At 33.0% G+C, this 26,023-nt stretch carries 22 protein-coding genes and 1 other RNA gene; all 23 read left to right on the plus strand.

Annotation, left to right across the window (positions count from 1 at the left end):
• Positions 1 to 40 precede the first annotated feature (40 nt).
• The 23 genes from ACFWUA_RS08140 (at position 41) to ACFWUA_RS08250 (ending at position 25,757) form a co-directional block, all read left to right on the plus strand.
• Positions 41 to 1,069, plus strand: coding sequence for a BMP family lipoprotein (locus ACFWUA_RS08140; protein ID WP_416197549.1), 1,029 nt, complete (start codon positions 41 to 43; stop codon positions 1,067 to 1,069).
• A gap of 96 nt (positions 1,070 to 1,165) precedes the next feature.
• Positions 1,166 to 2,695 (plus strand): ABC transporter ATP-binding protein, encoded by a 1,530-nt coding sequence (locus ACFWUA_RS08145; RefSeq protein WP_416199189.1) that lies wholly within the window; start codon positions 1,166 to 1,168, stop codon positions 2,693 to 2,695.
• Positions 2,673 to 3,755, plus strand: coding sequence for an ABC transporter permease (locus ACFWUA_RS08150; protein ID WP_416197550.1), 1,083 nt, complete (start codon positions 2,673 to 2,675; stop codon positions 3,753 to 3,755). Before ACFWUA_RS08145 ends, ACFWUA_RS08150 begins: the two co-directional genes overlap by 23 nt.
• Positions 3,756 to 3,783: 28 nt before the next feature.
• Positions 3,784 to 4,677: an ABC transporter permease gene (locus tag ACFWUA_RS08155; RefSeq protein WP_416199190.1), complete on the plus strand. Its 894-nt coding sequence runs from the start codon at positions 3,784 to 3,786 to the stop codon at positions 4,675 to 4,677.
• A 177-nt stretch (positions 4,678 to 4,854) separates the two neighbouring features.
• A complete protein-coding gene (gene rpoN, locus ACFWUA_RS08160) occupies positions 4,855 to 6,234 on the plus strand; it encodes an RNA polymerase factor sigma-54 (protein WP_416197551.1) in 1,380 nt (459 codons plus the stop codon).
• A gap of 211 nt (positions 6,235 to 6,445) precedes the next feature.
• The gene (locus tag ACFWUA_RS08165; RefSeq protein WP_416197552.1) at positions 6,446 to 7,480 is read left to right on the plus strand and encodes a sugar-binding transcriptional regulator; all 1,035 of its coding nucleotides are present in this window, start codon (positions 6,446 to 6,448) and stop codon (positions 7,478 to 7,480) included.
• Between the two features lie 43 nt (positions 7,481 to 7,523).
• Positions 7,524 to 8,528, plus strand: coding sequence for a type I glyceraldehyde-3-phosphate dehydrogenase (gene gap / locus ACFWUA_RS08170; protein ID WP_416197553.1), 1,005 nt, complete (start codon positions 7,524 to 7,526; stop codon positions 8,526 to 8,528).
• Positions 8,529 to 8,593: 65 nt separating this feature from the next.
• Entirely contained in the window at positions 8,594 to 9,787 is a 1,194-nt protein-coding gene (locus tag ACFWUA_RS08175; RefSeq protein WP_416197554.1) for a phosphoglycerate kinase, read from the plus strand.
• A 13-nt stretch (positions 9,788 to 9,800) separates the two neighbouring features.
• Complete coding sequence (tpiA, locus tag ACFWUA_RS08180; protein WP_416197555.1) at positions 9,801 to 10,547, plus strand: triose-phosphate isomerase; 747 nt, start codon at positions 9,801 to 9,803, stop codon at positions 10,545 to 10,547.
• A 13-nt stretch (positions 10,548 to 10,560) separates the two neighbouring features.
• Positions 10,561 to 12,099, plus strand: a complete 1,539-nt coding sequence (gene gpmI, locus ACFWUA_RS08185; protein WP_416197556.1) for a 2,3-bisphosphoglycerate-independent phosphoglycerate mutase — start codon at positions 10,561 to 10,563, stop codon at positions 12,097 to 12,099.
• 3 nt (positions 12,100 to 12,102) lie between these two features.
• On the plus strand, positions 12,103 to 13,395 hold the full coding sequence (gene eno / locus ACFWUA_RS08190) for a phosphopyruvate hydratase (RefSeq protein ID WP_416197557.1): 1,293 nt from the start codon (positions 12,103 to 12,105) through the stop codon (positions 13,393 to 13,395).
• A gap of 162 nt (positions 13,396 to 13,557) precedes the next feature.
• The gene (gene secG, locus ACFWUA_RS08195; RefSeq protein WP_416197558.1) at positions 13,558 to 13,785 is read left to right on the plus strand and encodes a preprotein translocase subunit SecG; all 228 of its coding nucleotides are present in this window, start codon (positions 13,558 to 13,560) and stop codon (positions 13,783 to 13,785) included.
• Between the two features lie 21 nt (positions 13,786 to 13,806).
• On the plus strand, positions 13,807 to 15,786 hold the full coding sequence (locus ACFWUA_RS08200; RefSeq protein WP_416197559.1) for a sodium-translocating pyrophosphatase: 1,980 nt from the start codon (positions 13,807 to 13,809) through the stop codon (positions 15,784 to 15,786).
• A 182-nt stretch (positions 15,787 to 15,968) separates the two neighbouring features.
• The gene (locus tag ACFWUA_RS08205; RefSeq protein ID WP_416197560.1) at positions 15,969 to 16,736 is read left to right on the plus strand and encodes an alpha/beta fold hydrolase; all 768 of its coding nucleotides are present in this window, start codon (positions 15,969 to 15,971) and stop codon (positions 16,734 to 16,736) included.
• Between the two features lie 84 nt (positions 16,737 to 16,820).
• On the plus strand, positions 16,821 to 18,377 hold the full coding sequence (locus ACFWUA_RS08210; RefSeq protein WP_416199191.1) for a UDP-N-acetylmuramoyl-tripeptide--D-alanyl-D-alanine ligase: 1,557 nt from the start codon (positions 16,821 to 16,823) through the stop codon (positions 18,375 to 18,377).
• 23 nt (positions 18,378 to 18,400) lie between these two features.
• Entirely contained in the window at positions 18,401 to 19,573 is a 1,173-nt protein-coding gene (locus ACFWUA_RS08215) for a D-alanine--D-alanine ligase family protein (RefSeq protein ID WP_416197561.1), read from the plus strand.
• A 106-nt stretch (positions 19,574 to 19,679) separates the two neighbouring features.
• Entirely contained in the window at positions 19,680 to 21,791 is a 2,112-nt protein-coding gene (rnr, locus tag ACFWUA_RS08220; RefSeq protein ID WP_416197562.1) for a ribonuclease R, read from the plus strand.
• A gap of 239 nt (positions 21,792 to 22,030) precedes the next feature.
• Positions 22,031 to 22,492, plus strand: coding sequence for an SsrA-binding protein SmpB (gene smpB, locus ACFWUA_RS08225; RefSeq protein ID WP_416197563.1), 462 nt, complete (start codon positions 22,031 to 22,033; stop codon positions 22,490 to 22,492).
• A gap of 9 nt (positions 22,493 to 22,501) precedes the next feature.
• Positions 22,502 to 22,851: a transfer-messenger RNA gene (gene ssrA / locus ACFWUA_RS08230) on the plus strand.
• A 193-nt stretch (positions 22,852 to 23,044) separates the two neighbouring features.
• Positions 23,045 to 23,392 (plus strand): recombinase family protein, encoded by a 348-nt coding sequence (locus ACFWUA_RS08235; RefSeq protein ID WP_416199192.1) that lies wholly within the window; start codon positions 23,045 to 23,047, stop codon positions 23,390 to 23,392.
• Positions 23,393 to 23,482: 90 nt separating this feature from the next.
• Complete coding sequence (locus ACFWUA_RS08240; protein ID WP_416197564.1) at positions 23,483 to 23,899, plus strand: hypothetical protein; 417 nt, start codon at positions 23,483 to 23,485, stop codon at positions 23,897 to 23,899.
• A 181-nt stretch (positions 23,900 to 24,080) separates the two neighbouring features.
• Positions 24,081 to 24,263 carry a carbon storage regulator gene (locus ACFWUA_RS08245; protein WP_416197565.1) on the plus strand — a complete coding sequence of 61 codons (183 nt, stop codon included), beginning with the start codon at positions 24,081 to 24,083 and terminating at the stop codon, positions 24,261 to 24,263.
• Positions 24,264 to 24,347: 84 nt separating this feature from the next.
• Positions 24,348 to 25,757, plus strand: coding sequence for a flagellin (locus tag ACFWUA_RS08250; protein WP_416197566.1), 1,410 nt, complete (start codon positions 24,348 to 24,350; stop codon positions 25,755 to 25,757).
• Positions 25,758 to 26,023 lie beyond the last annotated feature (266 nt).

The raw sequence follows: 26,023 nt of genomic DNA on the forward strand, positions 1-26,023 counted from the left end.
TAGTAGACTAAATTAATAATCCATTAAAGGGGGAGTCAAAATGCCAAAAAAGATAATGGCAGTAGTCATGATTGCAGTATTAGCACTTAGTCTTGCCGCTTGTTCCAGTGGTGGCGATAGTGGAGACAAGTTGAAAGTTACTATGGTTACAGATGTTGGTGGAGTAAATGACCAATCTTTTAATCAATCTGCTTGGGAAGGACTTCAAAAAGCAGGCAAAGATTTAGGTGTAAAAGTATCATATCAAGAATCTCATCAAGATGCGGATTTTGTTCCAAATCTAGAAACTGCTCTTGATGCAGGCAATGACCTTATCTGGGGAATTGGATACAAGCTTGGAGATCCTATATTGGAAGCTGCAAAAAAGAATCCTGATACTAAATATGCTATAGTAGACTTTGCGTATGAGGATACTCCTGAAAATGTAGTGGGCGTTGTATTTAAACAAGAACAACCTTCATTTTTAGTAGGCTATATAGCTGCTAAAATGACTAAAACCGGCAAAGTTGGTTTTGTAGGTGGTATGGAAGGTGACGTTATAAGTGCTTTTGAAAATGGATACCATGCTGGAGTTGAATATGCAAACAAAGTAAATGGTACCAATGTAGAAGTTATAATTCAATACGCTGAATCATTTACCGATGCAGCAAAAGGTAAGGCTATTGCAAACAGTATGTACCAACAAGGAGCAGATATAGTGTTCCATGCTGCTGGAGGAGTTGGCGATGGTGTCATAGAAGCAGCTAAAGAACAAGGTAAATTTGCAATAGGTGTAGATAGAGACCAAAACTATATGGCACCTGACAATGTTATTACATCAGCTATGAAACGTGTAGATGTAGGTGTTTACAATGTAGTTAAAGATTTAAAAGAGGGAAAATTCCCTGGTGGCACAACAGTAGTTTATGGTCTTGAAGAAGGAGCAGTAGATATAGCTCCAACATCAGACAAACATGTTCCAAAAGAAATACTTGATGAAGTGGAAGCTTTAAAGAAAGACATCATTGATGGGAAAATTGAAGTTCCATTTAACCAAGAGACTTTCAATGATTTCGTAAATTCACTATAATAGGAAAATGGGCAGCTCAGGCTTTTGCCTGGGCTGTTATATTAGATAGGAGGGGCCCTATTGAACAATATAGATTTTTCAACTAAAGTCATTGAAATGAAAGGTATCACAAAGAAATTTGGCGATTTTGTGGCAAATGATAATATTGACTTAACAGTTCATAAGGGAGAAATCCATGCACTACTAGGGGAAAACGGTGCAGGAAAAACTACCCTTATGAATGTACTATATGGATTGTATTTGCCTACGGAAGGAGAAATATTTATAAATGGTGAAAAAGTCCAAATAACAAATCCGAATATCGCCATAGAAAAGGGAATTGGAATGGTTCACCAACATTTTATGTTAGTTGACAAGTTTACTGTTGTAGAAAACATAATTTTAGGTAAGGAAACAACAGTTAAGAAGGGAAACTGGAATACAGGACATTTAGATATAAAAAGAGCAACTAAAGAAGTTGAGGAATTATCTCGAAAATATGGATTATATGTTGATCCAAATGCTAAAATTGAGGATATAACAGTTGGAATGCAACAAAGAGTGGAAATATTGAAAGCTCTTTATAGAGGAGCAGATATATTGATATTAGATGAGCCTACTGCGGTTTTAACTCCTCAAGAGATAGAAGAACTTATTCAAATCATGAAAAGCTTAACTAGCCAAGGGAAAACGATTATCATTATTACTCACAAATTAAGGGAAATAAAACAGGCTGCAGATTATTGTACTATAATTCGTAGAGGAAAGAAAATTGATACTGTTAAGGTAAGTGATGTTTCAGAAAAAGATTTAGCTGAAAAGATGGTAGGAAGACAGGTAAATTTTGTTGTTGATAAAAAAGATATTGAAAAAGGTGAAGTTGTTTTAAATATAGATAATATTGTTATAAAAGATAATAGAGATTTAAATGCAGTAGATGGTCTATCCCTCGAGCTTCACAAAGGTGAGATACTTGGGATAGCAGGAGTTGATGGGAATGGGCAAAGTGAGCTAATTGAAGGACTGACAGGACTTAGGCCCGTTGAATCAGGCAAGATTATATTAAATGGAGAAGACATTACAAACAAAACGCCTAAATACATTATAGAAAGAGGAATAAGTACTATTCCTGAAGACAGACAAAGAAGAGGATTGGTAATGGATTTTAGTATGGCTGAAAACTTTATTTTAGAAAAATATCACAAAGAGCCATTTTCTCATGGGAACAAATTAAATCATGATGAAATTAGAAAGCATGCAAAAGAATTGATAGATAAATTTGATGTAAGACCTCGAAATGAGGATCAGCTTGCTAAAGCATTGTCGGGTGGAAATCAACAAAAGGTCATTATAGCTAGAGAAGTGACAAATGACCCAGATGTTCTTATAGCCGCACAACCAACAAGAGGACTTGATGTTGGGGCAATTGAATTTGTTCATAAATCATTAGTTGAACAAAGAGATAGAGGAAAGGCAGTACTTTTAATTTCTTTTGAACTAGATGAAATAATGAATTTGTCAGATAGAATAGCAGTTATATTTGATGGGAAAATAGTAGCTATACTTGATGCAAATAAAGCCGATGAAAAAACATTAGGATATCTAATGGCAGGAGGAGGTGTAGATGATGAAAGAAAACAGGCTTAAATTTACTATTATTGCAATTCTAATAGGTCTTGTAATTGGAGCAATAATATTGTTAGCAGTAGGATACAATCCACTGGAAGCTTATGGAATAATGATTGCAGGCGTATTTGGTAGTCCTAAATATATTTCATGGACTATCATAAAGTCTACACCACTTATTTTAACAGGTATTTCTGTAGCTTTTGCTTTTAAAACAGGACTTTTCAATATAGGTGCAGAAGGTCAATTTATAATAGGAGCATTAGTGGCAACATTGGCAGGATATTTTCTACATCTACCACCAGTTCTTCATGCAATAGTTGCACTATTGTTGGCTTGTTTAGCAGCAGCACTCTGGGGAGGCTTTGCCGGATTTTTAAAATCCAAATTTGGTGTCAATGAAGTCATAACGACTATAATGCTCAATTGGATTGCATTTTATTTGAGTAACTTTTTAGTTTACTGGGATAAATTCAAGAGACCAAATAGTGAAGCTTCTCAAAAAATATTAAGTTCTGCGAGCATTGCTTTCCCTAAAGAATTTGGTAGCTCATTGGGTAGCTTTTTCAATGCACCTGTAAATTTTGGTTTCATAATAGCGATATTAGTTGCATTTCTCATAAAATATGTATTAAATGATACTACACTTGGATATGAACTGAGAGCAGTAGGATTTAACAAAGATGCTGCTGAGTATGGTGGTATCAATGTAAAGAAAAATACGATAACTGCTATGATGATTGCAGGAGCTATATCAGGTCTTGCAGGAGCTGTCCATGTGCTAGGAGTTACAAACGAAATATCTATATTATCTGCCATGGAAGGAAATGGATTTGACGGCATGGCTGTATCTTTGATAGGAGGTAATAGCCCTATAGGCTGTATATTTGCTGGGCTATTGTTTGGGGCACTTAAATATGGTGGATATAAGATTCAACCAATAATGGGAGCACCATCTGAAATAATCAACATAGTCATTGGCATTATAGTATTTTTTATAGCTATGCCTAAGATGATAGAAGGATTGACAACTATAAGGTCTAGAAGAAAGAGGGGTGGAGAAGTTGAACGCTCTAAATGATTTAGGTTTGATAATAGGAATTAGTTTAATGTACGCTGCACCTCTTATATATACAGCTCTTGGAGGGGTAATGACAGAGAATTCCGGAGTTGTAAATATAGGTCTTGAAGGCATGATGACTATAGGAGCTTTTATCGGTGCAACAGTAGGCTATTATTCAGGCAATCCTTGGTTAGCTTTTTTGTGTGCTGGACTTGCAGGAGGAGTATTGGCATTACTTCATGCTGTAGCATGTGTGACTTTTTCAGCAGATCAGGTAGTTTCTGGTATTGCCATGAACTTTCTAGGGCCTGGATTATCTCTTTTCTTGAGTAGAGTATTCTTTGAAGGAGCTACTATGACTAAACCTATACCTTTAGATCAAAAAATGCCAAGACCATTAAATGGAGTATTTGCTCAAAATTCGTTTTTAGATTTAGTCTTTAATCAATATGCAACGGTTTACCTTGCATTTTTGCTAGTTTTTATAGTGTGGTATATATTATATAAGACTAAAATTGGGCTTAGAATAAGAGCTGTTGGAGAGCATCCAAGAGCAGCAGATACATTGGGAATTGATGTCTACAAGGTAAAATATCTAGCTGTAATCTTATCAGGAGTTTTTGCTGGATTTGGTGGAGCAGCTATGAGTTTGGCTGCAGTATCAAATTTTAGAGCAACTCTTATTTCTGGACAAGGTTTTATAGCATTAGCTGCTATGATATTTGGAAAATGGACGCCACAAGGATCTATGTGGGCATGTTTGTTATTTGGTGTGGCACAAGGTTTGGTTGTATATTTAGGTGGAACAAATATAAAAGTTTCATCACAATTGTTAGCCATGATACCATATGTACTCACACTCATAATTCTTATGAGCTTTGTTGGAAAAGTAACAGGTCCAGCAGCAAATGGTGTACCATACGAGAAAAATAAAGAATAATATAAAAAAGGCTTCCAATAGAAACATTAAAAACTAAGGAAGCCTTTTTTGTTTGATTTTATGAAAATTTCATATGCAATAAAAATGTCGAAAAATAAATAATTTTGTTTATTGCTTATTTTTTTGATATAATAATCATATACAAATATTAAAACCTATTGGTGGGAGTGAGCTTTAATGAGATTAGGTTATGATTTGACCCTTGAACAAGCTCAAAGATTGGTGATGACACCCGAGTTGAGACAAGCAATTCAATTACTTCAATTTACCAGTCAAGAATTAAATGAATATTTAGAAAAACAAATTGAAATAAATCCTATGTTGGAAAAAGAAAATGTTTCTGAAGAGTATGAAAATATAGAGGAAATAACCAACACAAATGAAGAAATTGATTGGAAAGAATTTCTAGAAAACTATGATGATATAAGCTATACTGTTCAAAATGTAAAGGATGATAAAGAAATAACTTATGAGAACTTTGTTTGTTATTCTACTTCTTTGAAAGAGTATTTGCTTATTCAACTTGGTCTTACTATTTGTGAAGGCTTTGAAAGAGAAATAGGAAAATATATAATTGAAAATATTGATGAAAATGGTTATTTAACTTGTTCAGTAGAAGATATTGCTGAAACTTTAAATGCTTCTACTGAACAAGTGGAAAAGGTTTTACTTGAGATACAGTGCTTTGATCCTGTGGGAGTTGGAGCTAGAAATTTAGAAGAATGCCTATGCATTCAACTCAAAGATAAAAGCATAGAGGACAAAAATATATATAATATAGTTAAAAATTATTTAGAAGATATAGCTCAAAATAGACTTCAAAAAATATCTAAAGAATTAGGATTAGCACTTGAAGAAGTTCAAGATATTTGTGATTTCATAAAAACATTGGAGCCAAAGCCTGGCAGGAGTTTTTCTATAGGTGGAGGAGAAGTGAAATACATTACTCCAGATGTTATACTTCAAGAAATCGATGGAGAATATTTGGTAGTACTAAATGATATTACAGCACCTAGACTTAATATAAATAGCTTTTACAAAGAACTCATGCTTAAATCAGATGATGCAAATATCACTTCATTTTTGACAGAAAAATTGAATTCGGCTATGTGGATTATAAAAAGTATTGAACAAAGGAAAACAACTATTTACAATGTAGTATATTCTATATTGAAATTTCAAAAAGATTTTTTTGAAAAAGGTGAAAAGGGTTTAAAGCCATTGACTCTTAAAGATGTAGCTGATGACATAGGTGTCCATGAATCAACAGTGAGTAGAGCTACAAGTGGGAAGTATATTCAAACTCCAAGAGGATTGTTTGAACTAAAATATTTTTTTACTACTGGAATTTCTGGAAATGATGGAGAGGTTTCTTCTATTTCTATAAAATCAATGATAAAGGAATTTATAGAAAAGGAAAATCCAAAGAAACCACTAAGCGATCAACAAATAGCAAATATGCTTAAAGAAAAAGATATATCAATATCTAGAAGGACTGTTGCAAAGTATAGAGATGAACTCAATATACCATCTTCATCAATGAGAAGAAGATATTAGAAGCTACTTTTCTAAAAAAAGAATAGTAGCTTTTATTTTTTATGACTTGAAAAATAAAAGCTTTTATCTTATAATGAAAGTGAGAAATGAGCGTATATTTTTTTATGGATAGTGGGACAAATAATTTACATAGGGACAAATAACGACCATATACCTAAAATACTATTTATATATTTAATAGCTGATATTTTGGTTATGATAGACTTAAGAGGTGTTTTTATTGAATGATTTAATAGAATTAGAAAAAAAGATAGTTCCTGAAATAGTTGATATTCTTGAAAAAAGATATGATATTTTAAGAAGCATATATTTATGTCAACCTATTGGAAGAAGGGCATTAGCTACTCAATTAAATATAGGTGAAAGGACAATTAGAACTGAAGTTGCTATTTTGAAGGATCAAGGGCTATTAAATATTGAATCCATGGGTATGTATGTAACAGAAGATGGGAAAAATGTATTAGAAGATTTAAAAGATATTATACACAACTTAAAAGGTTTAAGTGATTTAGAGATGTCATTGGAAAAAATATTGGGAGTTAAAAAAGTAATAATTGTCCCAGGAAATTCAGATGAAGATGAATTGGTTTTAAAGGATATGGGAAGGGCTGCAGCTAAATATTTAAGAAGTGTTATTTCAAGCAATTCTGTCATTGGAATTACCGGTGGTACTACTATGGCACAGGTTGCAGAAGAAATGTGCCAAGAAAAGAAAGGAAGTGATGTACTAGTTCTTCCTGCAAGAGGAGGGCTTGGGAAAAATGTTGAAATTCAAGCTAATAGTATAGCTGCAAAGCTAGCACAAAAATTGGGAGGAAATTACAGACTTCTGCATGTACCAGACAATATTGAGGAAGAAACTATAACTGCACTTTTAAAAGTGCCAGAAGTAAATGAATTTGTAAATATCATGAAAAATATTAATGTATTAGTATTTGGTATGGGTAGAGCAGATGAAATGGCTAAAAAGAGAAAATCATCAGAAGAGAAAATAGAGGAATTGATACAAAAAGGAGCAGTAGCAGAAGCTTTTGGTCATTATTTTGATAGATATGGCAATACTGTTTGGGAATCTATGACTGTAGGACTTTCACTTGTGGATTTTAAAAAAGTAGATAATGTAATTGGCGTAGCTGGAGGAGAAAGAAAGGCTGAGGCCATTGTTTCTATTTGTTCTATCAAAGAGGATATGGTGTTAGTAACTGATGAAGGTGCTGCAAAAAAAATATTAGATATTGTTAATTAAGCTACATGTGTAGCTAAAATATATATTTAAGGAGGAATACATTATGTCTTTAAAAGTAGGTATAAGTGGATTTGGCAGAATAGGAAGAGATGTTTTAAGAATTTACATGGAAGAAGGAATTGATGATTTTGAGATAGTAGCATTAAATGCTTCTGGAGATTTAAACACATTGGCACACTTGTTCAAATATGATTCACTTTATGGAAAGTTCAATGGAACTATAGAGGTAGTAGAAGATGGATTTATTATCAATGGAAAGAAGATTAAAGTAGTAGCTCATAGAAATCCAGAAGAAATTCCTTGGAAAGAGCTTGGAGTAGATTTAGTTATAGAATCAACAGGTGCATTTAGAGACAGGGAAGGTGTAATGAAACATATAAATGCAGGAGCTAAAAAAGTACTTATTACTGCACCAGCTAAAAATGAAGATATAACTATAGTTATGGGAGTAAATGAAGACAAATATGATCCAATAAATCACAATATAATATCAAATGCTTCTTGTACAACTAACTGTCTAGCACCAGTAGCAAAAGTAATAGTTGATAAATTTGGAGTGAAGAAAGGACTTATGACTACAGTTCACTCTTATACAAATGATCAACAAATCCTAGATAAGAGACATAAAGATTTAAGAAGAGCTAGAGCAGCTGCAGAATCAATCATCCCAACAACAACTGGAGCAGCAAAAGCCGTTGCACTTGTAATTCCAGAACTTAAAGGAAAATTAAATGGATTTGCAATGAGAGTACCTACTCCAACAGTATCTGTAGTAGATGTTGTATTTGAAGTAGAAAAGCCAACAACAGCTGAAGAAGTAAATCAAGCTCTAAAGGAAGCTAGTGAAGGCCCAATGAAGGGAATACTAGGATTCTCAGATGAACCATTGGTATCAGTAGACTATAAGGGAGATCCACGTTCATCAATAGTAGATGGACTTTCTACAATGGTTATAGACAATATGGTGAAAGTTGTTTCTTGGTATGACAATGAATGGGGATATTCTCGAAGAGTTGTTGATTTAGCAAGTTATATTGCAAACAAATAAGTATATTAGTCCGGTCTTGATTTCAAGACCGGCTTTTACCAATTACTAAAATTAGGGGTGATAATATGCTAAATAAAAGAACTATTGAAGATTTACAGTTTGAAGGGAAAAGAGCATTAGTTAGATGTGATTTTAATGTTCCAATGGACGAAAATGGAAATATTACTGATGATAGAAGAATAACTTCTGCTCTTCCAACTATAAATTATTTGCTAGACCATGGTGCAAAAGTAATACTTATGTCTCATTTAGGAAGACCAAAGGGACAACCAAATCCTAAATATAGCTTAGAACCAGTGGCAAAGAGATTGTCTGAACTATTGGGAAAAGAAGTAGTATTTGCAGATGATGAAAAAGTAGTTAGTGAAAACGTAAAAAAAATAGTAGATAATATGAAACCAGGAGATGTAGTTTTGTTACAAAATACTAGATATAGGAGTGAAGAAGAAAAGAATGGTGAAGAATTTGCAAAAGAACTAGCTTCTCTTGGAGATTTATATGTAAATGATGCTTTTGGAACTTCTCATAGAGCTCATGCTTCAAATGTAGGAGTTTCTAGTTTCTTGCCATCAAGCGTTGGATTTTTAGTCAAGAAAGAAATTGAAGTCATGGGAAAGGCTTTGGAAAATCCTGAAAGACCTTTTGTAGCTATATTGGGTGGTGCAAAGGTATCGGATAAAATTGGTGTTATAGAGAATTTGATTGAGAAAGTTGATACTATACTTATTGGTGGAGGAATGGCTTATACTTTTTTGAAAGCTAAAGGCTATAATGTAGGTAAATCACTTCTTGAAGAGGATAAAATAGATTTAGCTAAAAGCTTAATGGAAAAAGCTAAAAAAAAGAATGTAAAACTATTGTTGCCAATAGATACAGTAGTGGCTAAAGAATTTAAAAATGATACAGAATATAAAACAGTTAATGTAGATAGTATTCCAGAAGATATGATGGGATTGGATATAGGGGAAAAGACAGTTAAGCTATTTAGTGAGGAAATTAAGAATGCTAAAACTGTTGTATGGAATGGGCCTATGGGAGTATTTGAAATGGAAAATTTCAAAGTTGGAACTGATGAAATAGCTAGAGCTATGGCTGAAACATCTGCTGTGACAATAGTTGGGGGCGGGGATAGTGCTTCAGCTGTTGAAAAAGCTGGATTTGAAGACAAAATGACTCATATTTCAACAGGTGGCGGTGCTTCATTAGAATTTTTGGAAGGCAAAGTATTGCCAGGGATTGCGGCTATTAGTGAAAAATAAAGGGAGTGATTTGATGCGTGTTCCAATTATCGCGGGAAATTGGAAGATGAATAATACAGTAGATGAAGCGGTAAATTTGATTAGAGATATAAAAAAAGGAAAAAAAAATTCTGATGTAGAAGTTGTTGTATGTGTTCCTTTTACTGCTCTATGGCAAGTAAAAAAAGAAATAGAGGGAACAAGTATAAAACTTGGTGCACAAAATATGCATTGGGAAGACAGAGGAGCTTTTACAGGAGAAATTTCTCCACTTATGCTTAAAGAAATAGGTATAGATTATGTGATTATAGGCCATTCAGAAAGAAGACAATATTTCAATGAAACAGATGAAACTGTAAATAAAAAAGTTAAAGCTGCATTGAAATATGATATAAAACCCATAATATGTGTTGGAGAGACGTTGGAAGAAAGAGAAAAAGGTATGGAAAAAGATGTAGTTAAAAGACAAGTAGAAGCTGCATTGGAAGATATAGATAAAAAAAATATTGAAGACATAGTCATAGCTTATGAGCCTATTTGGGCTATTGGTACTGGCAAAACTGCTTCAAACAAAGATGCCAATGATATGATAAGTTTTATTAGACAGACAGTTTCTGATAAATATGGTGAAAATATTTCTCAAAGTATGAGAATTCAATATGGAGGAAGTGTTAAACCAAACAATATAAAAGAACTTATGGCTGAAAGTGATATAGATGGAGCACTAGTAGGTGGAGCTAGTTTGAAAGCAGATGATTTTTTGAAACTTATAAATTTCTAATGGAGGCTTTATTATGCACAATAAAAAACCAGTAATGCTCATGATATTAGATGGTTGGGGATTGGAAGAAAAAAAAGAAGGAAATGCAATTAAACTTGCAAACACACCGAATTATGATAGACTCCTAAAAGAATATCCCAATACAAAATTAAGTCCTAGTGGACTTTCTGTAGGATTGCCAGATGGGCAAATGGGAAATTCAGAAGTAGGACATTTAAATATTGGAGCAGGAAGAATTGTATATCAAGAATTAACTAGGATAACTAAATCTATTGAAGACGGAGATTTCTTTTATAAAGAAGAATTCTTAAAAGCTATAGCAAATGTAAAGGCAAATAACAGCAAGATTCATGTAATGGGCTTGGTGTCTGATGGCGGTGTACATAGCCACAATACCCATCTTTATGCACTATTAGAGCTATTCAAAAAGGAAGGTATTGAAAATGTGTGTGTTCATGCTTTTTTAGATGGAAGAGATGTACCTCCAACAAGTGGTAAAAGCTATATCGAAGAACTAGAGAAAAAGATAGATGAAATAGGAGTAGGGAAAATTGCTACAGTATCAGGTAGGTACTATGCTATGGATAGAGATAAGAGATGGGAAAGAGTGAAGCTTGCCTATGATGCTATGGTGTTGGGAAATGGGAAAAAAGAAATAAATGCTGTAGAAGCTATTGAAAAATCCTATGCAGAAGGTGTTACAGATGAGTTTGTAGTACCAACAGTTATCTATGAAGATGGAAAGCCTGTAGGAACTATTGAAGATGGAGATTCTATTATATTTTTCAATTTTAGGCCCGATAGAGCTAGAGAAATAACTAGAGCTATAGTTGATGAAAAATTTGAGGGATTTAAAAGACAAAAGAAAGTTGAAACTTTCTATGTGACAATGACTCAGTATGATAAGACTATTGAGAATGTTCATGTAGTATATAAACCAGAAAAACATAAAAACACATTAGGTGAATATGTAAGTAAACTTGGGATGAAACAACTTAGAATTGCAGAAACTGAAAAGTACGCTCACGTGACCTTCTTTTTCAATGGAGGGGTAGAAGAGCCAAATTTAAATGAAGATAGGGTTCTCATTCCATCTCCTAAAGTTCCAACATATGATATGCAACCAGAGATGAGTGCTATTGAAGTAAAAAATGAAGTTATAAGAAGAATTAAAATGGATGAATATGACCTTATTATCTTAAATTTTGCAAATCCTGATATGGTAGGGCATACAGGAAATTTGGAAGCTACTATAAAAGCTATAGAGACTATAGATATTTGTATGGGAGAAATAGTAGAAGAAATTCTAAATAGAGATGGAAAACTTATGATTACTGCAGATCATGGAAATGCAGAAAAAATGATTGATGAAGAAGGTCATCCTGTTACATCTCATACAACAAATAAAGTTCCTTGCATCATTATAGGAGCAGGAAATGTTCGTTTAAGAGAAGGAAAACTTGCAGATATTTCTCCGACATTACTCCATATGATGAATATTGAAGTTCCAAAAGAGATGACAGGTCAATCACTAATTTTAGAGGAGGAATAAAAAATGACAATGATAACTGATATTTATGCAAGAGAGATACTTGATTCAAGAGGAAATCCTACTGTAGAAGTAGAAGTTTGGACAGAAAATGATGCTTTTGGTAGAGCACAAGTTCCATCAGGAGCTTCAACAGGAGCTTTTGAAGCTGTTGAACTTAGAGATGGAGATAAATCTAGATACTTGGGAAAGGGTGTCATGAATGCAGTAGACAATGTAAACAATATTATTGCTCCAGAAATTATAGGAATGGATGTATTTGATCAAGTTGGGATAGATATGACAATGATTGAACTTGATGGAACAGATAACAAGGGAAAACTTGGAGCAAATGCGATATTAGGAGTTTCTTTGGCAGTAGCTAAAGCTGCAGCTGATGAACTTGGGCTTCCACTTTATCAATATATTGGCGGAGTAAATGGAAAAGTTCTTCCAGTTCCAATGATGAACATATTGAATGGTGGAAAACATGCTGACAACAATGTAGATATTCAAGAATTTATGATATTGCCAGTTGGAGCAACAAACTTTAGAGAAGCACTAAGAATGGGCGCAGAAGTATTTCACAATTTGAAATCAGTATTAAAAGGTAAGGGCTTAAATACTGCAGTTGGTGATGAAGGTGGATTTGCTCCAAACTTGACTAGCAACGAAGAAGCTCTTGCCACTATAGTAGAAGCTATAGAAAAAGCTGGATACAAACCAGGAAAAGATGTTTGCCTAGGAGTAGATGTAGCAGCTACAGAAATATATGATGAAGAAAGAAAAATCTATAAATTAGCTGGGGAAGGAAAAGAATTAACTGTAGAAGAAATGGTTAATTTCTATGAAGAACTAGTAAACAAATATCCAATAATATCTATTGAAGATGGTTTGGCTGAGGAAGATTGGGATGGATGGAAACTTTTAACAGATAGATTGGGCGATCGAGTACAAATTGTTGGAGATGATTTGTTTGTCACAAATACAGAAAGAGTAGAAAAAGGTATCAAATTGGGAGTTGCAAATTCAGTGCTTATAAAATTAAATCAAATAGGTACACTTACAGAAACACTAAATACTATAGAAATGGCTAAAGTCCATGGATATACTGCTGTTGTGTCTCATAGATCTGGAGAAACAGAGGATACAACTATTGCAGATTTAGTAGTTGGTGTAAATGCAGGACAAATAAAGACTGGTGCACCATCTAGAACAGATAGAGTTGCAAAATATAATCAACTTCTAAGGCTTGAAGATTTCCTAGGAGGTACTGCAGAGTATAGAGGAATGGATGCTTTTTATAATTTAAAAAAATAAAAAGTAAAAAGGTATAAATAAATAGTAAGGGTGCCCTTACTATTTATTTATGTATTGGACCTTTTGCCATTTTCTATTGATTTTATATAGGCACTGTGTTAAAATATTGTTGTTTATGAGTAGAAAGGTATATTTTTTGCATAGAGAACAGGAGGTGGAAAAGTGCAAACATTATTTTCAATAATTATTTTGATTGCAAGTGTAGTGTTGATATTTACGGTCGTGTTGCAACCAAGCAAATCAGAGGGCCTTGGGACTATTGGTGGTGCAGGAGAAAGCATTTGGGGAAAAAGCAAAAGCAAAAATTATGAAGATAAACTAGCTAAGGCAACTACTATAGCAGCCATTGTATTTATGGTTTCTGCAATAGTGTTAGCTGCAATACAATAAGAATAAGGGAGGTATTATAAAATGGATAATGCTATTATAATAGCACCTATTGTTGGTGTATTAGCGCTACTTTTTGCTCTTTATAAGGCAAATTCAATCAACAAAGTAGCTCCTGGCACAGATAGGATGAAGGAAATTTCATCTTATATACAAGAAGGCGCTATGGCATTTTTAAAGAGAGAGTACAAATCTCTAGCAATTTTTATTGTTGTACTATTTATCATATTGGCTATTGGTATTAGTCCAAAAACGGCATTATGTTTCTTATTAGGAGCAATATTTTCTATATTGGCAGGCTATTTTGGAATGAGAGTTGCCACAAAAGCTAATGTAAGAACTGCCAATGCTGCGAAAGAAGAAGGTATGAACAAAGCTTTAAATGTTGCTTTTTCAGGTGGAGCAGTTATGGGAATGTGTGTAGTAGGCCTTGGAGTATTAGGAGTAGGTCTATTATACATAATATTTGAGGATCCAGAAATCATAACTGGATTTGGACTTGGAGCTTCGTCAATAGCACTTTTTGCTCGTGTTGGTGGTGGAATTTATACGAAAGCTGCTGACGTTGGAGCTGACTTAGTTGGGAAAGTTGAAGCTGGAATTCCAGAAGATGACCCAAGAAATCCTGCTGTTATTGCAGATAATGTTGGAGACAACGTAGGAGATGTGGCTGGAATGGGTGCTGATTTATTTGAATCCTATGTTGGTGCAATTATTTCAGCAATTACTCTTGGAATAGCTGCTTATGGAGATAGTGGTGTAAGTTATGCTTTAGCACTTGCATCTGTAGGTGTTGTTGCTTCAATCATTGGAGTGTTCTTTGTAAGAGGAAATAAAGATCCACAAAAAGCTTTAAATACAGGTACAGCTGTAAGTTCAATCATTACCATCATAGTTGCATTCATATTAAGTAAATCAATGTTAAATTCAACAAGACCATTTATATCAATACTATCTGGTCTTGCAGTAGGAATTATAATAGCAAAGATAACAGAATACTATACATCTGCTGATTATAAACCTGTAAAGAGAATAGCAGATGAATCAGAAACTGGAGCATCAACAAATATCATAGGCGGACTTTCTGTAGGGATGATGTCTACAGGAGGACCAATCATTGTTATAGCAATTGGAATATTAGTTGCATTTTATGCTTCAAATGGAGCAACAAGTGCAGCAGAGGGATTATATGGTATAGCATTAGCAGCTGTAGGAATGCTTTCAACTGCAGGAATGACAATAGCAGTAGATGCTTATGGTCCTATTGCTGACAATGCTGGTGGAATTTCTGAAATGTGTGATTTGCCAGAAGATGTACGTAAAATTACTGATAAACTTGATTCAGTAGGAAATACTACTGCTGCTGTAGGTAAGGGATTTGCAATAGGCTCAGCTGCTCTAACAGCTCTTGCATTATTTGCTTCTTATACACAAGCAGTTGGATTGTCAGGAATAGATTTGACTAGTCCAAAAGTTATAGCTGGATTATTTATAGGTGGAATGTTACCATTCATTTTCTCAGCAATAACAATGGAAGCAGTAGGAAAAGCTGCATTTAGTATGATTGAAGAAGTAAGAAGACAATTCAAGACAATTCCAGGAATCATGGAAGGCAAAGCTACACCAGAATATGGTACATGTGTTGATATCAGTACAAAAGCTGCACTAAAAGAAATGATTGTACCAGGATTGTTAGCTGTAATAGTACCTATATTGGTAGGGCTTATATTAGGAGCAGAAGCTCTTGGAGGATTGCTTGCTGGAGCATTAGTTACAGGTGTTCTTATGGCAATATTCATGGCAAACTCTGGTGGTGCTTGGGACAATGCTAAAAAATATATAGAAGAAGGAAACCATGGTGGAAAAGGAAGCCCAGCTCATAAAGCTGCTGTAGTTGGAGATACAGTAGGGGATCCATTTAAAGATACATCAGGGCCATCCTTAAATATATTGATTAAGCTTATGACAATTGTATCATTGGTATTTGCTCAATTGTTTATATAATGAATGTAATCCCTCTCGAATTTGAGAGGGATTTTTCAATACATACTATAAAAAAAGGCATATATGTGATATAATCTTATAGTTAATATCTTTCTTATGTAATAAAAAACAAATATTTGTTATAATCATAAATAGTAAGTTAATAATATAGATTAAGCTAAAATTAGTGAGGAAGGTAATGTATGAAAGTTAATATAGAAGGTATAGACATAAATTATATTGTTGAAGGCAATGGGCCAAATGTTTTGCTTCTTCATGGTTGGGGAGCAAATATTGATACAATGATGCCTATATTTAATTTACTTGTGAAGAATTTCAGAGTATATGCTATAGATTTTCCAGGTTTTGGACAAAGCGAAGAACCTAGGGAAGTATTTGGGGTATATGACTACGCAAGGATAACTAAAAAATTTATAGATAATTTTAATATGGATGAAGTCATTTTGATAGGTCATTCTTTTGGTGGAAGGGTATCCATAGTACTATCCAGTCAATATAAGAATCTTGTAAAAAAAATGATCTTAATAGACAGTGCCGGTCTCATTCCAAAAAGAGGAGCTAAATACTACATAAAAGTCTATAGTTTTAAGGTTTTAAGAGCTTTATATAATACATTGTTTTTTTGGGTAGATAAAAAAGAAAGAATGGAGAAATTCTACAAAAAATTCGGTTCTACGGATTATCAAAATTCTTCTGGAATAATGAGAAAAATACTTGTAAAAGTAGTGAATGAAGATTTAAAACCACTTTTGAAGGAAATAGAAGCTTCAACTCTTCTTATATGGGGAGATAAAGATACAGCAACACCATTATATATGGGAAAGATCATGGAAAATGAAATAAGAGACAGTGGATTAGTTGTCCTTGAAGGTGCTGGACATTATTCATATTTGGACTCATTTGGCAGATTTTCTATCATATTAGAAACCTTTTTATTGGGAGGTGAATAAGAGGTGCAAATAAATATTTTATTTTCAGTTTCTATTGTTCTGTGTATTGTTGCAATTGTATTTAGGTCAAAATTCTTCTTACATATGATTCAACTTGAAGGATATAAAAATGAACAATATAAAAAATGGATGAATAGTTCTTCAAAAGTATATACAAAAAAGATGAGGAACAGTTTGATATATTTAACTATTTTGACAGCAGCATATATTATAATTGCTGGATTTAACAAGAGTATATTTTTATTGTATGGATATTTGGGAGTATTTATTGCAATAATGTTGTTTACAATTGATTTTAAAAAGGAAGAAGCAAAAAAAGAATTAGTATTTACTCCGAGAGCTAAAAGACTTTACGGTTCAAATTTCATTATTGTTTTTCTCATACTATTGCTTGTATATTTGATATATAAAGGAGTAGTTAGTGATAGACAGTTTTATTTGCCTATTATGCTTTATATGTTTTTTATTTTAGATTATTTTCAACCTAAAATCATGATATTGGCAAATATATTAGTTGCTCCAATTGAGAAAAAGATAAATATGTACTATTATGAAAAAGCACAAGAAAAAATAAAATCCATGAAAAATTTGAAGGTTGTAGGTATAACAGGGAGTTTTGGAAAGACTAGTACAAAATTTGTCACAGCTACAATACTAGATGAAAAATATAATGTTTTAAAAACCCCTGAAAGTTTCAATACTCCTATGGGAATCAGTAAAGTCATAAATAGCGATTTAAATGATGATGTAGAAGTATTTATTGCTGAAATGGGAGCAAGAAATATCGGAGACATAAAGGAATTGGCGAAACTTACAAGTCCTAGTATTGGGGTTTTGACCTCTATAGGTCCAGCTCATTTAGAAACCTTCAAGAATATAGAAAATATAATGAAGACTAAATATGAACTCATAGAAGAATTGCCTGCTGATGGAGTAGCTATTTTTAATTATGACAATGAATATATAAAAAAATTAGCAGATAAGACTTTTAAAGAAAAAATACTTTATGGATTAGAAAACATAGATGAATTAGATATTTATGCTACAGATATTGAAGTTTCCAAACTTGGTTCAACATTTACTCTAAAAGACAAGGAAGGAAATGAGATAAGGTGTACGACAAAATTGTTGGGTAAGCACAATATTTACAATTTGTTAGCGGGAGCCAGCGTTGGAACGGCCTTGGGACTTTCTTTTGAAGAAATAAAAAGAGGGATTGAAAAAGTTGAACCTATACCTCATAGATTAAATATTATAGATCCAGGTACTGGCATTATAATTATAGATGATGCTTTTAATTCGAATCCAATAGGAGCAAGGGCTGCATTAGAAGTTTTAGGTCAATTTAAAGAAGGTAAAAAAATAATTATAACTCCTGGAATGGTTGAATTGGGAGAAAGAGAAGAAGAGGCCAATAGAGAATTAGGAACTAATATAGGAAAGGTTTGTGACTATGCTATATTGGTAGGAGGAAAACGAACTAAACCAATTTATGAAGGATTGATGGAAGTTGGTTATAGTGAGGAAAATATATTTGTTGTAGACAATTTAGATGAAGCAACTGTAGAGTTGCAAAAAATTGTTAAGCCTAAAGACGTAGTATTATTTGAAAATGACTTACCTGACAATTATGATGAGTAATTTTCTATTTAGGAGGGAATAAAATGAAAAAAAAAGTTGGTGTAATATTTGGTGGAAGAAGCGTTGAACATGAAGTATCTGTTATTACAGGTATTCAAATAATGGAAAACATAGACAGAGAAAAATATGATATAGTACCTATATATATAAATAAGGAAGGAAGATGGCTTACTGGAGATAGTCTATTTAAGTTTGAAAATTTCAAAGAAAACAATTTGAAAGATTTAAAAGAAATAGTTTTCACTCCATTTCATGATGATCACAAATTCTATTCCCATCCAAATGAAAAGGGAGGACTTTTTAGCAATAAAAAGATTGTAGAAAATATAGATGTTATTTTTCCAGCTCTTCATGGAACAAATGGTGAAGATGGAACTATACAAGGCTTGTTTGAGCTCATGAATATTCCATATGTAGGAGGAGGAGTACTTACTTCTAGTGTGGGAATGGATAAAATACTTATGAAAGATGTATTTAAAGCAAATGCTCTTCCTGTAGTTGATTATATGTGGTTTTATAGATCAGAATGGGAAGAAGATAAAGAAAAAGTATTGAAAAATATAGAAAATAAGCTAAAATATCCTCTATTTGTGAAACCAGCAAATTTAGGTTCTAGTGTGGGAATATCAAAGGCTGTTGATAGTGAGAGTTTGGATAGAGCAATAGAGGTAGCTATTAGATATGATAGAAAGATAATCATAGAAAAAGCTGTAGAAAATCCAAGAGAAATAAACTGTGCAGTTATGGGTTACGACAACAAATTAATGGTTTCGCTATGTGAAGAACCTCTTGGATTTAATGAACTTCTTTCATATGAAGATAAATATGTAAAGAGCAATATGAAAGGGGCAAAAGGAGAGAGAAGAAGAATTCCTGCTGATATAGGAGAAGCTAAAACAAAAGAGATAGAAGAAATAGCAATGAAGGCTTTTCATTCTATAGATGGAAGAGGAAATGCAAGAATAGACTTTCTACTAGATGAAGAAAACAATGTCTATATAAATGAAATAAATACTATGCCAGGTTCTATTGCCTATTATCTATGGGAAGGAAAAGGCATATCTTTCAAAGAGTTGGTAAATAGGATGATTGATATTGGACTTAAAGCTCATGAAGATAAAAATAAAAACATGTATTCCTATGATGTAGATCTTTTCAATAAGATCCAATTTGGAGGTAAAGCTAGAAAAATGTAAGATATTTTATATATCTTACATTTTTTTCACGATGAGGGTTAAGAATATGGCTTAAGGGTAAAATATAAGTAGATTTATCTACAATAGAAAAGGTGGAGGAGAATTTATGAGTGTTAGAGAAAACATTGTATTGTTCATGGAAGAAAAACTATATAAGCCTATGACAAGAGAAGAGTTGGCTAAATCTTTTGAAATAGATAAAAAAGATATGAAAGATTTTTTTGAAATTCTAGACAGTATGGAAAAAGAAGGAGCTATAATTAAGACTAGAAATGATTTATATGGACTTCCTGAAAAGATGAATTTAGTAGTTGGAGTATTAGAAGGTAATGAGAGAGGCTATGGCTTTGTCATTCCAGATGATAAAGAAAAGGCAGATATATATATATCTGCAGAAGATATGAATGGAGCCCTTCATGGAGACAAAGTTATAGCTAGAATACTGAAAAAGGGAGAAAATGGGAAAAGAGAAGAAGGAGAAATTTTAAGGGTACTTTCAAGGGCCAATGAGACTATTGTGGGAACATTTGAACATAACAAGAATTTTGGTTTTGTACTTCCTGACGATTCTAAAATAAGCATGGATGTATTTGTATCTAAAGCAGATATGAATGGAGCAAAGAACAATCAAAAAGTAGTAGTAGAAATAACTAGATGGCCTGAAAAAAGAAGAAATCCTGAAGGGAAAATTGTTGAAATATTGGGATATATAGATGAAAAAGGAACTGATATACTTTCTGTAATCAAACAATTCAAATTGCCAGAACAATTTCCAAACAAGGTATTAGATCAGGCAGATAGACTAGAGGATAGTGTATCTAACGAGGAAATAAAAAAAAGAGTAGACTTAAGAGATATGACTATTTTTACTATAGACGGTGCAGATGCAAAGGATTTTGACGATGCTGTTTCTATAGAAAAATTAGATAATGGAAATTTCAAACTAGGAGTACATATTGCAGATGTATCTCACTATGTAAAAGAAAATTCTATTATTGATAAGGAAGCATTGAAAAGAGGTACCAGTGTTTATTTATTAGATAGAGTTATACCGATGCTACCTGAAAAGCTTTCCAATGGAATTTGCAGTTTAAATCCCAATGTTCCAAGGCTTACATTATCTGTTTTCATGGAAATTGATAAAAATGGTAAAGTAGTTAATCATGAAATAGTAGAAAGTGTTATTGAAAGTAAGGAAAGACTTGTATATGATGATATATCAGATTTGTTGGAAAAAGATGATGAAAAGTTGAAAGAAAGATATGCTCATATATATGATGATTTAAAACTCATGGAAGAGCTATGTCACATATTGAATGAAAAGAGGGAAAGGAGAGGTAGTTTAGATTTTGATTTTCCTGAAACTAAAATAATACTTGATGACAGGGGCATTCCTATTGAAATAAGAGCAGAAGAAAGGCGAATTGCAAATAGGATGATTGAAGAATTCATGCTTGTATGCAATGAGACAGTTGCAGAATATATGTATTGGTCTCAAGTCCCATTTATATATAGAATTCATGAAGACCCTGATATAGAAAAAATAAATCAGTTCAATAAATTTATTCACAATTTTGGATACAATCTGAAAGGTTCACAAGAAGTCCATCCAAAAGAACTTCAATCTCTTATGAATAAAATGAAAGGTAAGAAAGAAGAAAGCCTTATAAACACTCTTATGTTGAGATCGCTTAAAAAAGCAAGATATAGTAGTGAAGTGGCTGGGCATTTTGGATTGGCAGCTAAATACTATTGCCATTTCACATCCCCTATAAGAAGATACCCAGACCTTCAAATTCACAGAATAATAAAGAGCTACATAAAAGGAAAATTAGCTCCAGACAAAATGGATGTATTGGAAAATAGACTTGCCTATGTAGCAGATATATCATCAACCAATGAGAGAATTGCAGAAGAAGCTGAAAGAGCAGTAGAGGATTTGAAGAAAGCAGAATACATGAAAGAAAGAGTAGGAAATGTGTATGAAGGTATGGTCTGTTCATTGACTCATTTTGGAATGTTTGTTCAGCTTGACAATACCATAGAGGGTCTTGTACATTTCAGCAATATGACTGATGACTATTATTTTTATGATGAAGAAAAATACTATATCGTGGGAGAATCGAGCAAAAAACAATATAGAATTGGAGATATGGTGAATATAAAAGTAATAGGAGCAGATGTGCTAAAGGGAACTATTGACTTCATGCTTGTCTAAAAAAAAGAGCCATTCAAGATAGGATTTCTATTTTGATATGCTCTTTTTTACTAGTTCTTGAATTAACTGTTTTGCTAAATCCATATTATTATGTTTAAGGTTATATAGTATTAGATTTAAGAATAGGCTCAAATTTTCATCTATGTGTTAAATTTTGGATTATAGCAAGGAGTTATTGACATAGTGGAAAAAATTTGATAAACTAAATGATAGACTCAAAAAGTAATGTGGTGATTGTTATGACTAATGAAAATGTTAAAATAGTGGCTACCAATAGAAAAGCAAGACACGAATACTTTGTAGAAGATACTATAGAAGCAGGTATAGTTCTCACTGGAACAGAGGTCAAATCTATAAGAAAAGGCAGATGCAATATCAAGGATAGCTATGTTCTTATTGAAAATGGAGAAGCTTATATTTACAATATGCATATAAGCCCTTATGAGCAAGGAAATATATATAATCAAGATCCTCTTAGAACTAGAAAACTTCTTCTTCATAAGAGGGAAATTGGGAAATTGGCAGGATTTATTTCACAAAAAGGGTATGCATTGATTCCATTGACAGTTTATATAAAGGATGGATTAGTTAAAATTGAACTTTCTATTGCCAAGGGCAAGAAATTGTATGACAAGAGAGAAGATATTGCAAAAAAAGAAGTTGAAAGAAAAATTCAAAGACAAGTAAAAGAAAGATATTAATTAATCAATGGGGGCGAATTTGGTTTCGACGGGGACGTGGAGTAAAGAGCAGCGAGTCGTTGTCGCCAAGCAACGTTAAAAGTGGCAACTAAAATTAAACGCAGACGATAATTACGCATTAGCTGCCTAGTCAGGTAGCCGTCCTGCTTGAGAATCCCACGACTCAAGATAGGGCGTCAATTTAGTGGGGACCCGAGCCCTACAAAGCTTTGAGTAGGGAACGGAAATCATGAAGCTACTGAAACTTGAACCCTGTCAGTAGGGGTCAAGTGGAGGGAATGAAAAAATACTGACTGCACTCGGAGAAGCTCTTTACAAAGCGTTTTCGGACGTGGGTTCGACACCCACCGCCTCCACCATACATAAACTAAATATTGATACAATAGAAACTCCTTGATTTCAAGGGGTTTTGTTGTTTTTGGGGATGAATATAATATGAATTTATATATATTTGCACACAGTAATGCTAAATTATGCACACGGGTGTGCAGTTTTTTTGGGTGGGTGCACTTTTTAGCGATAATGATTGGGGAATATGTACAAGATGTGAAAATGATTTTCAGATGGAAAAGTAAGCCTTCCATATGGCCAATAAAAAACATACCAACTCCTGGGGGGAAGAAAGTGTGGTGTAGTTCAACGGTACAAAGTATTTTGCAAAATGAAAAATATAAAGGGGATGCACTATTACAAAAGTCTTATACAGTTGATTTTCTAACAAAGAAGAAAAAGATTAATGAAGGAGAAGTTCCACAATATTATGTAGAGAACAGCCATCCAGCTATTATTGAACCAGAAACCTTTGACCTAGTGCAACTTGAGATGAAAAAGCGAAAGGAAGCAAAAGGTTACAAGACAGGGGGAAATTGTTTTTCAGGGAAAATAGTATGTGGGGAATAATACAAAACTCCACACATCTATGAGGACCAGATTAAAGAGGCATTTATCAAAGCTTTTAATAGCTTAATAGAAAATAAAGAAGAAATTATAATGGGCTATGAAGTTATATTGGAAGAACTTCTAGACACAACAAAGCTTGAAAAGAAGGCAGCTGTTATTCAAAATGAGATGGAAATAGTAGAAGAATTATTTAGAAAGATGGTTGATGAGAATTCTAGAAAGGCTATGGACCAAAAGGAATATTCAAAAAAGTATAATGAATTAGTTGAAAGATACAAAAAAGCCCAAGATGAATTAAATGAAATTGAAGAAAAGCAGCAAGAAAACAAAGTTAGAAAAGATAGCATAGATACCTTCATAGACAGACTTAAAAGCCAAGATACAATTTTAACAGATTTTAATGAAGCTTTATGGACATCTACTATAGATAAGGTAGTTATAGAAGATGATAATAATATAATATTCCACTTCAAGGATGGGACTAAAATTAAACAGGAAATATTATAAAAATAAATTCACAAAAACCCTAAACTTTTATAATTACCTTGACGATATATGTATTGTAGGGGAGTAGGGGATGGCTTTGCCGTCCCGTTACATTAATTTAAATAAAAATTTTTCAAAAAGTATTAATCTTTTGTTTATCTTTGTCGATATATATAGTAAGACAAATCAAGGAGGAGATTATATGTTGGTTTTAGGGAGAAAACCTGGAGAATATGTGGTAATTGACGATAAGATTATTGTCAAAGTTGTAAAAAGTGAAGCAGGAGATTTACGACTAGCCATAGATGCTCCAAAAGATGTACCAATTGTAAGAGGAGAAGTTTATGAACGAAATAAAAACATCATAGACAAAACTGACAAATAATATGGTAATAAGCCAAAAGGCTTGTTATAAATAAATTGTGAGAACGGAAGCTCACAAAAAACAAAAATCAAGGAGGAATATATAATGAGAATTAACAACAACATTATGGCATTAAATGCCAACAGACAATTAGGTATCAACAATGCAGGAACAGCTAAATCCTTAGAGAAACTATCCTCAGGATTTAGAATCAACCGTGCTGGAGATGATGCAGCAGGACTAGCTATCTCCGAAAAAATGAGAGGCCAAATTAGAGGATTAAATCAAGCAAGTAGAAATGCCCAAGATGGTATATCACTTATTCAAACAGCAGAAGGTGCATTAAATGAAACACATGCAATCCTTCAAAGAATGAGAGAATTAGCTGTTCAATCATCAACTGATACAAATACAGATGCTGATAGAACAAATATCCAAGACGAAATGGATCAATTAGCAGAAGAAATTACAAGAATCGCAGAAACAACAGAATTCAACACAATGAAACTATTAGATGGCTCTTTTGAAGGAAAAAAATTCCACATAGGAGCAAACGAAAAGCAAAATATATCCTTTGATGTAAATAGCATGACAGCTAAAGCACTAGGACTAACACTTCCAGATAAAATGGAAGGAACAACTTTAGATGGAAAGATTGGAAGTTTAAAAGATGTAACAGTAACGTCTACAAATTCAGATATTAAAGAAATTGAGTTTTTGGATAATACTGGGTTTGATACTACTACAGGTGTTCAAGCTACTTTAAAAGATGGCAAATTATCTGTTTTAGCAGCTCAGGGAGCAGGTGTAACTGAAATAAATGCAGCTTTAAAAGATTTTGATGTTACATTAAGTAGTACAGATACTGATACTAATGGTGGTACTACTAAAATAGGAGCTGCAACAGCTACAACAATTAAACTAGAAAAACCAAATGTAAAAGTTGGGGCGCTTGAAAATGTAGAAGTTAAAGTAAGTAATAAAAAAGTAACAGGATTAAAATTTGCAGCTAATGCAGCTAATACTGATGTAACTATAGCAATAGATAATGCAGGAGTAGTAACGGTTACGGCTGGACAAACTGCAACATTAGAAAATGTTCAAGCTAAATTAAAAGAGATAGGTATTGATTTTAAATCATCAGTTGCAGGAGAAACTGCAGTAGGAACAATAGCTGCTGAAGTAACTCTAGATACAGAAGAAAAGAATAAAGCGATCAGAGTAGATACACAAGAAGCTGCAGATAAAGCTATCACAACAGTTAACGAGGCTTTAGAAAATGTATCTAAAGAAAGATCCAAACTAGGTGCATTCCAAAATAGATTAGAGCACACAATCAAGAACTTAGATACATCCGCTGAAAACTTACAAGCATCAGAATCAAGAATCAGAGACGTAGATATGGCAAAAGAAATGATGGAATTCACAAAACAAAATATACTACAACAAGCAGCAACAGCAATGCTTGCTCAAGCAAACCAAGCACCTCAAACAGTGCTACAATTATTAAGATAATTAAGGTAGACATTATGAAGGGTCAGGGGATTATTCCTCTGGCTCTTTTTACATATAGAGAAAGATTCTGATGATTTTATATTATGTGGAACTAAAATTTTAAGAAATATTGTTATTGATAACTGATAGTTTCCTATACTATATATGACGAATGAATGATAATTTTAATAAAATAACAAATATACAAAAATCTATTGGTAATATAAATATTAGAGAGGAAGGTGAAAATGAAGCTGTTAAACTTTAATTATATTATGTGAGGAGGC

It is taken from the genome of Sporanaerobacter sp. (assembly GCF_047830725.1).
Classification (GTDB): Bacteria; Bacillota; Clostridia; order Tissierellales; family Sporanaerobacteraceae; genus Sporanaerobacter.